This window comes from Rhodopirellula sp. J20-39 (assembly GCF_057365095.1).
This window is the reverse complement of the sequence record NZ_CP195123.1, coordinates 1875418-1888795: the sequence shown is the minus strand read 5'-3', so window position 1 is coordinate 1888795 and position 13378 is coordinate 1875418. Positions and strand designations below refer to the sequence as shown.

Here is a 13378-nt window from a genome sequence, read left to right as displayed (position 1 = left end):
AACTTCAGCCTTGCCCAAGTGGCTAGGTCAATCTGCAGACAAACCGCTAAGCCATCCAGTCGGCTTTGTAGGCCAAGCCTAAGTTCAAGATCCGCTGGATCAGAGCTTCATAGCTGATCCCGGCCGCCTCAGCCGACTCGGCAAAGTCTTCACCGTATTCGATGTTCGGGTTCGCGTTTGCTTCGATGACAAAGATCTCGCCGTTGGGCGTTAACCGCAAATCCATGCGGCCGTAGCCCGTCATCTCCAGTGCACGGTAAACTCGCTTGCAAAGCTTGCCGATCTTTTGCTGCATGGCATCGTCGATGCCCTGGGCCGCATGCGTGGTGATGTGGTGCCGTTCTTGGTACTTGCGATCCCATTTCACTCGGCTCGTCGCGATCCTGGCCGCGTCATCGGGCAACGTGCCAAAATCCATTTCCCATGCCGGGAAGGTTAACAAGCGGTCGTTGCCGATCACCCCACAATAGATCTCGCGGCCTTCGATGTATTGCTCAACGATCGCGTCGGCGCTCGTCTTTTCGTGGATGAACTCAACCCGTTCTTTCAACGCCTCGTCCGTATGCACGATCGATGCCTGCGAAATCCCGAACGACGCGTCCTCCATCACCGACTTCACGAACAAGGGGAACGGCAATCGCTTCGGTCGCCGGACCGCTCGCCCACACTTGAAGACAGCGAACCGAGGCGTCGGGATGCGGTGATAGGTCAAAATCTTCTTCGATAACGCCTTGTCCTTGCTCAACAGCAAACCGCGTGGGTTGCATCCACTGTAAGCCTGCTGCATCAATTCCAGATAGCTGATGACCGCAAAGTCGTACGTCACGACCCCATGGAACTCCTCGAGCAACATGTACGTGATATCCGGCTGGAATTCGCCAAGTGCCTTACGAATCGGCCCCAGGTCGTCGTAGATCCCCAGCGGCAACACTTCATGGCCCAGACCACGTAGCGTTTCGCAGATATCAAATTCCGCCTTCCACGGACTCCATTGGTCTTCGGTGTAGCCTTCAAGGGAATCCGGCGGCACATGGCCATCACGAACAAGGACGAGGACGCGCAGCTTAGCCACAATGCACCTCCCGCCGGACGAACATCTCGCCACTCGGGATCATCACGTTGCACAGGAGCATATCGCCACGCGCGATCATCTCGCCGCATGGGTTCCAGACGCTTGAAACGGCCGGTTTGCGATTAGATTGCGGCACGGTGACCTCCTTCGTGCAGGAAGTTGGTGGTCCGCACGGCGACCAGGATCATTGCGTCACGCTTCACCTCTTCGGGAGCACCGCCCAGACGCAGTTTCAGCTCGCGGCATCGCTCGATCATTTCCTGAACCACTTGGTCAATCGTGTAGGCGTATTCGCCAGTCCATTTCGAGACCGTGCGCCGCAGTTCCGTCCGAATGCGGTTCAAGAAAGCGGCAGCGGTGACGTTGCGACGGTGAGCTTCTTCAGACGAAAACAGCATCCGCAGATCGTTGTCGTAAACGCTGGGCAGATCCAATTCGTAGTGCGTGCGTTTGCGTTCGTAATGCGTCCGCAGTGTCTTGCGGATCCGGTGCACGGGATCCACCATGGCTCGCGATTGAACCGGCGGTTTCTTTCCCCGCAGGTTCTGCATCATTTCGTTAACGGTTTCGAGTTTTTCCATAACCGGCCAGTTTCGATACCGGGTTCGCCAACGGAAACCGGGACGAAGCCAAACCGCGAACGTTTCCGCAAAATCCTCTAGCGGATGCGCCTGGGCGTACCACATGCCCAGGTGATGCACATATTCACGACTGGCCGGTTTGAGCTGATAATGCTCAGGATACGGCTCAGACGCCTTGCCAAACACCTTTCGGTAGACCGCCTTGCGCCGTAGCCGGAACGCGGTATCGATCGCATGCCCGGCCTCGTGTCGCAGGATCTGCATGCACCGCTCGTGAGTCCCGCCTTCGACATCCAACAATTGCTTGCGTTCCAAACGCATCAATCGAGGGTGAGCCAGATAGAACGGGATCGCGACACCCGGCACATCGTCCGGCGAAAACCAATCGTCGCTGAGCCAAAAGTGGGGCTGAAATTTCAGGCCTCGATCACCCAGTTCGTTGACCAATTGGTCGATGCGTTTTTCTAAAACCGTGCCTTTGATCGTCAGCTTCAAATCGCACATCCGCATGTTGAGCAACTGCGTATCCGTCATTAAAACGAGCGAGTCGTTTGTAGGCGGGGCGGCGGGTTGCTTCTTGCGTGGGGCCATCGTCCAGGGCAAGCCATCAAGAGTGTGTGCGAGACGGTATCGTACGAGTGCTTGGATCCCCGCCGAGTTCGGCGGCCAGTCAGGTTCCTGATCCGGTCGTCAATGGAACCGTTTCAAGTCGGTCCATCACGAGTGTCCATGGATGAAACCGGAACCTCGTCTACCGAGAATCACTTGCTCGTGCGTGGCAGTCTATTCAACTAAGCGGGTCTTTGCGAACGTCAATCTGACGTCCTATCGATGTTCACGCGATCGAGTTCGGGTTGTGTGGGTCTTCGTCGACCAATCGCACCACCACTCGCGCACCTTGCTTAGCAATCACACGCACCGATTGTCCCGAGTCAACGTAGTCGCCTTCGGTGACAACATCGATCATCAGCTCATCAACCTGGACCCGACCGCCCGGCCGCAGTGGCGAAACAGAAACGCCGGTCTGCCCCACCTGCACACGCTGCCACGCCGGCGTACTATCGGAGATCGCGACGGCACCGGAAGGTTCCACTTCGGCTTGCAACGTCAACCGATTCAAAATCGGGATGCTACCCAGATAGCTGGTCAAGATCGCCGCCACGACCATGAAGCCCACAAAGGCACCGCCGACTAGCAAAATATCGTTGCCCAGTGATGCCCAATCCGCATCGCCCGAAGGCATGGAAAACCGGCGAGATGCCATCACAAGCGATCCCAACGTCAGCGCTAGCCCCGTGATTCCAGCAACGCCAAACCCAGGGATCACGAAGATTTCGGCACCGATGAAGAGGATCCCCATCGCAAAGCAAATCACCTCCAGCCAGCCAGCCGTGCCGCCCAAAAAGCGGCTCCAAAAGAACAGCCCGAAACACAACACCGCTACGATCCCACCGATCCCCAACCCAGGGGCACTCAGCTCGGTTGCCACGCCGATCAACCCGATCAACAGCAGCAAAAACGTGATGAACTTGAAGTTCAAAAACATCACCAGACCATCGACCCAGCTAGCTTCGACGACTTCAATCGGCGTCGCCACGTTCAACACGCGAGCTAGCTCGTCCCGGTCGGCGACCGTTTGATCGGCGATCCCCAACTCAACCGCCCGGCGACCGTTGACGGTAAAGAACATCTCCTTGCCCGCCTCGCGAATCGGCTTGCCGAGTTCCCAATCATCAGCGTCTTCCATCGATGCGTGTTCTTTATCGCTGATGAATCGCTTTTCACCGCTGGTACGGTGAGTCGCGTGATAAACGATCATGTCCTTGTCGGTCATCTTCTCGGCCAAAGCGACCGGGCGCCCGGTCGCCGCCGCCGTGTCACGAACCTTTTGAGCCAGCACGCTGCGGCTCTTGGCCTCGGTGTAGCGGAACGCGCCGTCTTCGCCCATGACGATCTCGCCCGCGTCGCCGATCCGTGCGTCCGCCCTCATCAAGATGGTATCCGTCGACAATGACAGCAACGCCGCACCACTGATCGCGTCCTTTTCGATATACGCGACCGTTTCGACGTTCTTCGCCGCCAAAACCATGTCCATCAGCTCGAACGTGACGTACGTGAATCCACCGGGGGAGTGAATATCCAGAATGATCACGTCGACGGTCCCGGAATCCACGGCTTGTTGAAACCGTCGCTTCAGCAACGCACCACTGATCGGGTTGATGTCCGATTGGAATGGCAAAATGATCGCCGTGCGTTTGCGGCTATTCGTTTCGGCCGGTTCAAGTGGATTCGATTCCACGTCGGTCTCGTCGAGCGATGCGGCCTCAACGCCAGCATCCAGCTCCGCTACCTCGGCTTGGGCTGTGTCCGCTTGCGCGGCGTCTGCTTGGGTCATCCCGGCATACGGCACAGCGAGTGAAACCATGATCAACGCGACCAAGAGCCTCGCTCCCACAGCAGCAAAGTTCTTCGGTTGGATCTTGGTCATCTCACACCCTTCGCCAGAACGACGGTACGAACAATAACAGCACACTAAAAATTTCAACGCGTCCGAGCATCATCAGCCACACGAACAACAACTTAGCACCCTGGCTGAAGCCGGCGTAGTTTCGGGTCGCCCCGACCACCCCCAAACCTGGCCCGATATTGTTGAGCGTCGCCGCAACGGCGCTCGCACTATCAAGCAATTTGTCGTCCAGAGTTCCTTTCAACAATTCACGATGCATCTCTTTATGGGTTTCGGGGTCGTGCTCCTCGCCCATTTCTACCATTTCAGCCGCATGAGCAACCGGGCTTTCCATTACACCCCAAGTCGACGTGGGCTCGAAAGTGACCAACGCCAGCCATGAAACCACAAAGATCGCCAACACCAAACAGAAATACAGCAGGATGTTGTGCGCCAATTGCGGATCATCGACCGGTTGCCCGCTCACCCTCAAAGGCCGGACAACACGGGGTCGGTGGGCGCGCTCCATTTCCAAACGAAGGATTTTATAGAATAAAACGTGCCGAATCACCTTCATCCCGCCGCCAGTGCTGCCCGCACACCCGCCAACAAACATCAACAGCAGCAGAATCCCACGACCGAAATTGTTCCAGGTGTCAAAGTCCGCAGTGCCGTAGCCCGTCGTCGTCAGGACCGACACGACCTGGAAACATCCGTTGCGAAGGGCCGATGGGTACGTATCAAAGCCCTCATCGCCTGCCCGCATTCCAAAGAACACGACGCCCAAAGTCACTACCGCGATGATCCCGCCGTAGGTGCGGAATTCAACATCGCGGACCAGCTTTCGCCACCCACCAATCAGGGTCAGGTACATCAGCGTGAAATTGGTGCCGGCCAATACCATGAACGCGATAGTGGTCGTTTCAATCAGCGGACTGTCAAACCCGCCCAGCGATCGGTTGTACGTACTGAAACCGCCCGTCGCCATCGTCCCAAACGCATGACATAACGCATCGAACGTGCTCATTCCTTCCAGCCAATAAACCAGCGTCAGAACCACGTTCAGCCCCACGTAGATCGCCGCGAACACCAACGCCGTATGCTGCATCCGCGGCATCGAACCATCTTTGGTCGGCCCGGGCATTTCCGCTCGCATCATCGCCTTGCCGGCCGAACCTTGGCCCAGAATCGCGACAAACAAAACCACGATCCCCAGTCCGCCCAGGAAGTGGGTCCACGATCGCCAAAACAGGATGCAGTGCGGGACCAATTCAGGCGTATTCAAATCCGTCAGGATCGTCGCCCCGGTTGTGCTAAACCCGGATTGAGACTCGAACATCGCTTCGATGAACGTGATCGGCATGCCCGCGGCCGTTTGCGTTCCACTGAAGTAATACGGCAACGCGCCCAGCACGGTCGCGCCGACCCAAGACAGGCCCACGATCGCCATGGCTTCCTTGCGAAACAGATTCCCACCAGGCCGGTAAGATCGACCAAGGAAACGAAAGATCAGGCCGACCGTGAAGCACACCATCATGCTGGCCAGCAGCCCGTACATGGCACGTGATTCGACTTCGGCAGCAGGCGGAAGGTGCGTCCGCTCGGCAAACCCTGGAAACGCAAATGGCAAACTGAACGCCATCGATCCGCCGATCAGCAAGCAGATCGTGCCCAGGAATCGGAACAGGAGTGGGTAATTCAAGAGGGACGCCACCCATACGTCTCGGCCAAGCCGCCGCAGACGATGTCGCGCAGGTTCTGCAGCCGGATCGGCTTGCGGAGGATTTTGTAGGCTCGCATCCGAGCGGCCTCGCGTTCGATTTCTTCGTCCATCATCGCACTCATTAAAACGTACGGCATCCTGTGGGCACGCTGCGAAAGCACCTGAATCACTTCCAGGCCAGTCACTTTGGGCATGTGTACGTCGACCAGAACCATGTGAATGGGTTCTCGTTCGATCACACGCAACGCTTCATCGCCATCACCGGCCTGAACCACATGCAGACCACGGCGCGAAAGTGCGTCACAAAGCACTTCGCGAAAGTCGGCGTCGTCGTCGGTAATTAAAACGTTGGGGACCATGCCTACATTATACGCCGGATTTATCGCATCGGGTTCGCAGGTCAAACTTCAGGACAGGATGGCGGCCCAGGGCGATTTCGTCCTGCCAAAATCGGCATGCGGAACTCACGTGCTCGGCCCCCACTGTCCCTTCGTTACTGGGCAAATTTTGGCTTGAACGGTCCAGTAATTCAACCGTCCCCAACGTGATCTCAAGGAAGTCAGCGTGATCCTCCTCATTCCGCGCCGTGGCCAACCATTGGAAGGTTCCTGTGGCGATTCGCTGCACTTCGCCCCGGTCGCCGGACACCAATCCGTCGTAGTCCAAATAGACACCCCGGTGGTCAGGAAGCCGCGTGCCGAAAATCGGAGTCTCAAATCGCTGACCGCCCCCCCCAAAGTGGAGGTCCGTCGCAATTGTCGACAACGCTGAATCAGTCGCCTGCTGGCTTTGGAAGAACCAATCCAGGTGATCGCCGGAGGTCCGACTAAAGGCCGAACCCACTCGGTGCCAGGAGATCGTGAACCGCAGCGGAGCGTCAGAGCTAGAACTTGGCATCGACTTAAAACTGGCATTGTCCCCAACAGCCCGATCATACGCAGCATCACCACAAGGCGATGCATCACTCGAAGCCAGGCAATCTAGTGGCTCAGGACATCGGCGGCAGTTGGTGGCCCATCTTTTCGCGTTTGGTTTCCAAGTACTTCTGGTTGTGCTTGTTGACCGTCGGCACGATCGGCACTTGGTCAACGACTCGCAAGTCAAAGCCACGCAAGTTGAACGCCTTCGTCTTCTTGGGATTGTTCGTTAACAACCGCACCTCAGACAAACCCAGGTCTTTCAGAATCTGAAGTCCAACGCCGTAGTCTCGCATGTCGGACTTGAAGCCCAACGCGTGATTCGCTTCGACGGTATCCATCCCTTCATCTTGCAGCCCGTAAGCTCGAATCTTTTGAGCCAAACCGATGCCGCGGCCTTCTTGCGGCAAGTAAACCAACGCCCCGCGGCCTTCGTCGCTGATCATCTGCATCGCCATGTGGAGCTGATCCCCACAATCGCAACGCAACGAATTGACTAAATCGCCAGTGAAACAACTGCTGTGCATCCGCACCAAGGGAGCTGGCCCCGGTGCGGTCAAGTCGCCTAACACCATCGCGATCGGTTCTTGAGATTCGTAGTCAACCGAATAGACGTGAATTTCAAAGTCGCCGTAATTGGTAGGCAACGTCGACGTCGCTGCCCGCGAAACCAATTTTTCACTGACCCGGCGATGTGCAATCAAGCTTTCGATGCTGACGATTTTCAGATCATGCTTTTTAGCGATCGCGGCCATGTCGGCGCGAGAAGCACGGTCCCCTGACTCGTTAAGGACTTCGCATAACACGCCAACCGGCGCGAGCCCAGCCATCCGCGACAGATCCATTGCCGCTTCGGTGTGTCCGGCTCGACGTAGCACGCCGCCTTCCATCGCCAACAACGGGTAAACGTGCCCAGGCCGAATGAAGTCGTCTAGCTGCATATCGGGATCGGTCAGCTTCCGAATCGTTTCACCTCGTTCGGCCGCCGTGATCCCGGTCTTGGCCGTGGCGATGTCGATCGGTGTCATGAACGCGGTTTGCAAGGGCGCGTTGTTGTGAGCGACGACGGGATTGAGTTCCAGCTTCTTGCAAACTTCCGGAAGCACCGACACGCAAAGCTGGCCGCGTCCGCCCAACATGAAATTGATCGTCTCGGTGGTGGCCTTTTCACCCGCGCAAATGAAGTCACCTTCGTTTTCACGGTCTTCGGCATCGATGACGATCACAACCTCTCCGCGAGCAATCGCGTCAACGGCTTCTGGAATCGTATTCATTTCGATGGAGGCGGTCATGGCAATTCAATCGTGCAAAGAAGTCTATGTGGGACTCCCTATCATGATCCGCAGACAAGCTTTCGAGAAGGCGCCTGCCAGGTAGGCGGAGCCGGGAGCTTGGCAATCGGGTCGCCCTGAGCGACCGAAACCCCGTCTATCGCAGCGGAGCTTGCCACTGGAGGGGGCGGTCCGCGGTCGAAAATGCCGGCTGATTAGCCGCCGGGGCCGAATTGACATACCCGCCGCTGGAAACAACCGGGTTAGGCTGCTGTTGATAAGGGGCGGGTTGCCCGCTGCCAGGCTGAGTGCTGTTGCCTTGAAAGGTGTTCGGCTGGGTGGAGTTTGCCTGGTTGCTGCCTGCCTGCGTGCTGGGAAAAGGCGGCTGCGAATTGGGAATCTGGGGTGGCTGGCTGGCCGGTGGCAACGGCTGATACGACTGGGTTTGCGCCGGCATCATCTGTTGCTGGACGGGAATCACTTGCTGCTGCATCGGCACCATTTGTTGCTGCGGGGCTGGAGCGTATTGCTGCTGGCCGGGTGCGTAGCTGGGGGTGTAACCCGGTGGCGGTGGGGATCCCGTCAAATCAATCACTGGCATCCCACCGGAGCGGACGCTTGATGGAGGCGTGACGTAGTTGCCGGGGCCGTATTCGTTTGCAGACAAACCGGTGGCGGACGTTTCAGTCCAGCTCATCCCAGCTTGAGCGACGCCGCTTCCGGTCGCGTTCCAACCGGCCGACGAATCGTTGGGCGAGGAAACTCCGCCTGCGTTGGCGACCTGGCCAACACCGGAGTCCTGGTAGCTCATCGGCACTAACCCGCTAGGTGAATAATTATTGGGCGCGTAATTGCTCGCCGGATTGTAAGTCGCTCCGTTGGCTGCCGCGGCGCCTTGACCGTACGAACCGGTGGCGGGTGGCGGTACTCGGGTAGATGCACCGAAAGGTCCCAGCGAAGGCATCGCCGGGCCCGTCATCGCGGTTTGGCCAGGCAACTGAGTGATTGGGGACGCACCCGCAAATCCACTCGAACCGTTGGGCTGTCGGCAACCGGTTTGCAAGGTCGCGACAACGACAAACGCTGACAGGATAGCGGGAACAACAACACCGCTTAAAGCGGTTCTGATGCTACGGATCACCCTGTTGTTGAGGGTGGCCGTCGTCATGATTGAGATCGGGTAGGGCAACATTTCGGCAGACTGTAGATCGTTCGACGATTGTGCTCGCGAAGCCGCGAAACAACTTCGCGACCGATCGGTGCTTAGGCTTTAACAAAAACCAATCTTTTTTCGAAAGACTGATATGAGCCCTTTTTGAAAGCAAGCCGAACGAGGCCAATCGTCCTTAATCACAACTCTCTTGAGTCGACGGCATCACCGCCTTAACCAGGTTTCATCGATAGAGACGTGGACGACGTAACGCGTCCGTCCGATGGAAGCTGCGTGAATGGGCTCGTTGCCTCGTCCACGACGATTGCCCACGAGATGAGCGCACCCGAGATGAACGCCCCCGAACTAAACCGGGCGCGAGCGTGCCTAAACCGGGCCTGAGCTTGCGATGCGTCCTAAGCGGTGGCGAACAATCGGCCGCTGGAACGTCCACTAGCGGGACGCGGGATCGCTTCGTCGCTTTGACCGGTGAAACCGCGTGCGGGCTCCAGTTCGATTTCACGAAGCGTCCGCTCAAAAACTTCGCGAGCTTCTGCGGAACAATTCGCGATCAGCTCGCGGACTTCGTCCGGATGCGTGACCTCGGTAATCGGCTGCACACCGGAAGCGGTTTGGCTAAGCACCAAGATCCGTCGTCCACATTTCACCAAAATCAATTTGGTGCGCGGGTCCAACATGATGTGACCCAGCGGATGCAAAGCAGAAGCAGGCAATGGCTTCGAAGCCGCAGCCCCGCCTCCAAACCGACGTCCCACCCACACCAACGCGCTGAACAACGCCAAAACGATTGCCAAGCTGGAACACACTGTTACCAACGGACCGGTCATCTTGGACCGCGAAGGTTCCGGTGTCGGATCCAATAACCGGGTATCAGAGACGTTTTGTTCGCCAAATGCTCCCGTCGCCGTGTCACTCGTGCGCGAGCCGGCAACGCGATAGGTCGATTGATCGTCGAGCGAACTCGATCGGTTGCCGGATAGTCCAAGCCCCTCCGAAACGTTTTCCGCAAAGGTGCTTTCTGAAGAACCGCCGCTTGATTGGCCGCCAAGTTGTCCGATGGGGGTCGATGCACCGCGTGGTTGCAATGCAGGGAACCCGCCACCACGAGCGATGACCTTAGGTGCGTTCGCCGAGGCCGGGTAAGCCGTGTTGTCTTGAGCGTGTAGCGTCAGCATTCCGCCAGACGCCAGGATCCAGCCTGCGAAACAGGCCACAGGAAGCATTCGTGACATCCTAGGCACCCACCAATTCAGTCACGCGAACACAAAAGTTGTCGTTCATGACCAGCACTTCGCCGCGGGCAATCAAACGCCCATTGGCATAGATATCGACAGGATCCCCCGCCAATTTGTCCAATGCGACGACGCTGCCTTTGCGAAGACGCAGGACTTCCTCAAGCCGCATCTGGGTGCGTCCCAGCTCGACTCGCAAATCCATTTCGACTTCGTCGAGCAGTTCGACTTCATGAGTCGCATCGTCACCACGCAGCGGCGATAGATCCCCCAACGCAAAGGGGCGGGCCGTGTCAGCCTGGCTGGCGGCGGTATCGCCGGTCGCCGCGGACAACGACTGCGAGGCTTCGTTAAGCAAAGCCTCGATGTCGTCCGTATTGAGTTTTTCTTGTGATTCGGCTGAGCTGTCCGCGTTACTCATGTGTTCAACGTCCTGTTGAAACGGTGGTGAGGCGGATCGAAACCGCCTACTCTTCGATCAATTGGTAGTCGTTGAAACCGACGCCCAACAACATGTCTTCGTCTAACAAGTGGTTAGATGTCGTCAAAATCCGTCTTTCCAGCAAGCCCAATTGGTTGTCTTGCAGCTCGGAAAGCTCGCTATTACGGATTTTTCGCCGAATTTCGTGGCGTAGGCGACCGTTCTTGGCTTCGAACTCCTCGGTCATCTTCGCCTTATTCTTGGCACGAATCAGTCCATAAAGACGCAGCTCGACCCGAAACGACCGATCCGTGTCGATCGGACTGAAAGTTTCGCCGAACGTACCGAGCTCAAATTCCTCGACACGGTTCTCGTCCGAAGCGACCTTCTCGGCCTCTTCCGCCCCCTCTTGAACCGACTGGATCAACTGTGCTTCGGCCAATGCACTGACCTGCTCGGCGCTGGGCACCAAGAAGAAGAACATCGCCGTTTCGATGACCATGACCAGCCCAATGAATCCAACCACCATCGGCGTGTTGCTACGAGGGCGATTGATCGCTTCTTCGGCGGGTTCTTCGGTCGTGGGTTTGGTTTCGTCAGCCATGATGGAATAAGTGGTTTAACGTTGAGAGTTAGTGACGCCGTTTTCGGAAAATCCGCGTGGGTCCTCAATGGTTTCATCGAGCATAAATACCTCGACACGGGAGTCATTCCCGAATTTACCGCCTTGGTTGGTCCTTGAAATCGGTTCAGTCGCTTCTGCCGAAGAGACTCGGAATCGGTCCGGCGAGAGTCCTTCGACTTCGGTCAGGAAGCGTTTCACCGCCCCTGAACGACGAATCGCCAACAACATTGCTTCGTCGGTGCCGCCGGTTCGGGATGCAAATTCAGCCGAAACGTGCCCGCGAACTTCGATGCGTTGCGGTTTGCCGCGAAGTTGCTTGGCGGTTTCACGCAAAGTGTTTTGTGCATCGGGCGACAATCGATCGCTTCCGACTTCAAAGAACACCACACTGCCAACGGCCGTGATTTGTCCGGGCCGAATGATGCGTACGTGTTGCTCTTCCCCAACGGGTGCTTTTTCTGGAACGCCCCCTTTGGCGGTGTCCTTCTTCTTTGCACGCCCGGTTGTCGACAAGACCGCATACTCCGATTGCCGAGGCTTGGATTTCCCCGGCGTCAAAGCGTCGATCGTCTTTTGATAGCCGAACTGCTGCTGCATGGAATCCACCAGAGCTTGGTACGTTTCTTCTTCCTTGATCTCACTAAGGGAGACCAACATGATGAAGAACGTCAGCAACAAACTCATCATGTCGCCGAACGTCACCACCCATTCCGGGATACCAATTGCTTCTTCTTCTTCCATCTCCATTAAGCTATCTCGCGTTGTTTGGCTGGAAGATAAGTTTGCAGTTTCTGGTCAATTGCTCGCGGGCTTTCACCGGACTGAATCGCCATCACGCCGCGGATTGCGATCTCCATACTGAGCTGTTCGTTACGGCTCATCAGCCCTAGCTTTTCAGCAAACGGACTGAAGAACACGTTGGCCACAATCGCCCCGTAAAGCGTCGTGATCAACGCCACGGCCATCCCGGCACCAATCCCCGACGGGTCGGACATGTCTTGCAACATCATGATCAACCCCATCAGGGTCCCGATCATTCCGTACGCCGGTGCAAAACGACCGAGTTGGTCCATGATGCTTTTGCCTTCCCGGTGACGCATCGCCATCCCGGTCACCTCGGTGCGCAGAACCTCTTCGACAATCTCCGGTGCAGTACCGTCAACGGCCATCTGCAGTCCGGTTTGAACGAGCGGATTTTGAATTTCCGGAATCTTGGTTTCCAACGCCAACAGCCCATCGCGTCGTGCGATCTCGGCAAGTTCAACGATGGACTTAATCAACGCAAGACGATCTTCGCCTTTGTTAAGCAAGACCTTCAGCGCGATCATTGGGCTTTGCAACATGCTTTTCAGCGGGAAGCAAATCATCGCTGCCGCGATCGCACCCCCGACCACAACCAATGCCGATGGAATATCGACGAAGGCGGAAAGTGGAGCGGAACCGAGCAGCATCGACGCAAGAATCAATCCGATTGCGAAGATCAGTCCGACTAGACTGGCAATATCCATGGTGTGCGTTTCCTAACGATGAACCGGTGGCGGTATGAAATGTTTTTGTTGTTGGTAGGCAATCGCCTTGTCGACGACATCGTCGATGGATTCACGAACGACAATGCGTTCGCCGCTGCCGAGCGTGACGAAAGTATCGCCCCGGCGTTCGACATAGCGGATCAGTTCGGCGTTAAGCACGAATGCTTCGCCGTCCAGACGCGTTAGCTTGATCATCGCGAGTGGCCCCCCGGCTACTGAGAATGCGTTTATTGGTCCGCTCAAAGGTAGGACACAAAAACGCGCACGACGGAAATATCTTCGTGATCGACAGCAACCTGACCGAAGGCCCCCTTTGGCTGACCGCAATAGCCCGCTTAACCGGCCTGACCGGTATTCATGTGCCTCTGCATTCCGATCGCCGCACTCTGG

The 13378-nt window shown here is 57.0% G+C and carries 14 protein-coding genes; all 14 read right to left on the bottom strand.

Annotated features, from left to right (window positions below; all coding sequences use genetic code 11):
* Positions 1 to 46: 46 nt before the first annotated feature.
* Positions 47 to 1072, bottom strand: a complete 1026-nt coding sequence (locus tag ACR3ZL_RS06835) for a D-alanine--D-alanine ligase family protein (protein WP_473648626.1) — start codon at positions 1070 to 1072, stop codon at positions 47 to 49.
* A 122-nt stretch (positions 1073 to 1194) separates the two neighbouring features.
* Complete coding sequence (locus tag ACR3ZL_RS06830; protein ID WP_473648627.1) at positions 1195 to 2244, bottom strand: putative zinc-binding metallopeptidase; 1050 nt, start codon at positions 2242 to 2244, stop codon at positions 1195 to 1197.
* A gap of 244 nt (positions 2245 to 2488) precedes the next feature.
* Positions 2489 to 4141 carry an NfeD family protein gene (locus tag ACR3ZL_RS06825; RefSeq protein ID WP_486173310.1) on the bottom strand — a complete coding sequence of 551 codons (1653 nt, stop codon included), beginning with the start codon at positions 4139 to 4141 and terminating at the stop codon, positions 2489 to 2491.
* Position 4142: 1 nt separating this feature from the next.
* Positions 4143 to 5813: a TrkH family potassium uptake protein gene (locus tag ACR3ZL_RS06820; RefSeq protein ID WP_486173309.1), complete on the bottom strand. Its 1671-nt coding sequence runs from the start codon at positions 5811 to 5813 to the stop codon at positions 4143 to 4145.
* Positions 5798 to 6181, bottom strand: a complete 384-nt coding sequence (locus ACR3ZL_RS06815) for a response regulator (RefSeq protein WP_473648631.1) — start codon at positions 6179 to 6181, stop codon at positions 5798 to 5800. Before ACR3ZL_RS06815 ends, ACR3ZL_RS06820 begins: the two co-directional genes overlap by 16 nt.
* Positions 6182 to 6188: 7 nt before the next feature.
* Positions 6189 to 6719 (bottom strand): hypothetical protein, encoded by a 531-nt coding sequence (locus tag ACR3ZL_RS06810; RefSeq protein WP_473648632.1) that lies wholly within the window; start codon positions 6717 to 6719, stop codon positions 6189 to 6191.
* 91 nt (positions 6720 to 6810) lie between these two features.
* A complete protein-coding gene (gene ribA / locus ACR3ZL_RS06805; RefSeq protein ID WP_473648633.1) occupies positions 6811 to 8031 on the bottom strand; it encodes a GTP cyclohydrolase II in 1221 nt (406 codons plus the stop codon).
* A 136-nt stretch (positions 8032 to 8167) separates the two neighbouring features.
* Positions 8168 to 9178 (bottom strand): hypothetical protein, encoded by a 1011-nt coding sequence (locus tag ACR3ZL_RS06800; protein WP_473648634.1) that lies wholly within the window; start codon positions 9176 to 9178, stop codon positions 8168 to 8170.
* A gap of 398 nt (positions 9179 to 9576) precedes the next feature.
* Positions 9577 to 10404, bottom strand: coding sequence for a FliO/MopB family protein (locus tag ACR3ZL_RS06795; RefSeq protein WP_473648635.1), 828 nt, complete (start codon positions 10402 to 10404; stop codon positions 9577 to 9579).
* A gap of 10 nt (positions 10405 to 10414) precedes the next feature.
* On the bottom strand, positions 10415 to 10834 hold the full coding sequence (gene fliN / locus ACR3ZL_RS06790; protein WP_473648636.1) for a flagellar motor switch protein FliN: 420 nt from the start codon (positions 10832 to 10834) through the stop codon (positions 10415 to 10417).
* A gap of 46 nt (positions 10835 to 10880) precedes the next feature.
* Complete coding sequence (locus ACR3ZL_RS06785) at positions 10881 to 11438, bottom strand: dihydrolipoamide acetyltransferase (RefSeq protein WP_473648637.1); 558 nt, start codon at positions 11436 to 11438, stop codon at positions 10881 to 10883.
* A gap of 15 nt (positions 11439 to 11453) precedes the next feature.
* Positions 11454 to 12206, bottom strand: coding sequence for an OmpA/MotB family protein (locus tag ACR3ZL_RS06780; RefSeq protein WP_473648638.1), 753 nt, complete (start codon positions 12204 to 12206; stop codon positions 11454 to 11456).
* The gene (locus ACR3ZL_RS06775) at positions 12206 to 12967 is read right to left on the bottom strand and encodes a motility protein A (protein WP_473648639.1); all 762 of its coding nucleotides are present in this window, start codon (positions 12965 to 12967) and stop codon (positions 12206 to 12208) included. Before ACR3ZL_RS06775 ends, ACR3ZL_RS06780 begins: the two co-directional genes overlap by 1 nt.
* A gap of 12 nt (positions 12968 to 12979) precedes the next feature.
* Positions 12980 to 13183 (bottom strand): flagellar FlbD family protein, encoded by a 204-nt coding sequence (locus ACR3ZL_RS06770; RefSeq protein ID WP_486173308.1) that lies wholly within the window; start codon positions 13181 to 13183, stop codon positions 12980 to 12982.
* Positions 13184 to 13378: the final 195 nt, after the last annotated feature.

Excerpts from the sequence above, each read along its gene's own strand:
- ACR3ZL_RS06785 (WP_473648637.1), bottom strand. The coding sequence starts at position 11,438 with ATGGCTGACGAAACCAAACCCACGACCGAAGAACCCGCCGAAGAAGCG.
- ACR3ZL_RS06830 (WP_473648627.1), bottom strand. The coding sequence starts at position 2,244 with ATGGCCCCACGCAAGAAGCAACCCGCCGCCCCGCCTACAAACGACTCG.
- ACR3ZL_RS06795 (WP_473648635.1), bottom strand. The coding sequence starts at position 10,404 with ATGCTTCCTGTGGCCTGTTTCGCAGGCTGGATCCTGGCGTCTGGCGGA.
- ACR3ZL_RS06775 (WP_473648639.1), bottom strand. The coding sequence starts at position 12,967 with ATGGATATTGCCAGTCTAGTCGGACTGATCTTCGCAATCGGATTGATT.
- ACR3ZL_RS06825 (WP_486173310.1), bottom strand. The coding sequence starts at position 4,141 with ATGACCAAGATCCAACCGAAGAACTTTGCTGCTGTGGGAGCGAGGCTC.
- ACR3ZL_RS06800 (WP_473648634.1), bottom strand. The coding sequence starts at position 9,178 with ATGACGACGGCCACCCTCAACAACAGGGTGATCCGTAGCATCAGAACC.
- ACR3ZL_RS06815 (WP_473648631.1), bottom strand. The coding sequence starts at position 6,181 with ATGGTCCCCAACGTTTTAATTACCGACGACGACGCCGACTTTCGCGAA.
- ACR3ZL_RS06770 (WP_486173308.1), bottom strand. The coding sequence starts at position 13,183 with ATGATCAAGCTAACGCGTCTGGACGGCGAAGCATTCGTGCTTAACGCC.
- ribA (WP_473648633.1), bottom strand. The coding sequence starts at position 8,031 with ATGACCGCCTCCATCGAAATGAATACGATTCCAGAAGCCGTTGACGCG.
- ACR3ZL_RS06810 (WP_473648632.1), bottom strand. The coding sequence starts at position 6,719 with ATGCCAAGTTCTAGCTCTGACGCTCCGCTGCGGTTCACGATCTCCTGG.
- ACR3ZL_RS06780 (WP_473648638.1), bottom strand. The coding sequence starts at position 12,206 with ATGGAGATGGAAGAAGAAGAAGCAATTGGTATCCCGGAATGGGTGGTG.
- fliN (WP_473648636.1), bottom strand. The coding sequence starts at position 10,834 with ATGAGTAACGCGGACAGCTCAGCCGAATCACAAGAAAAACTCAATACG.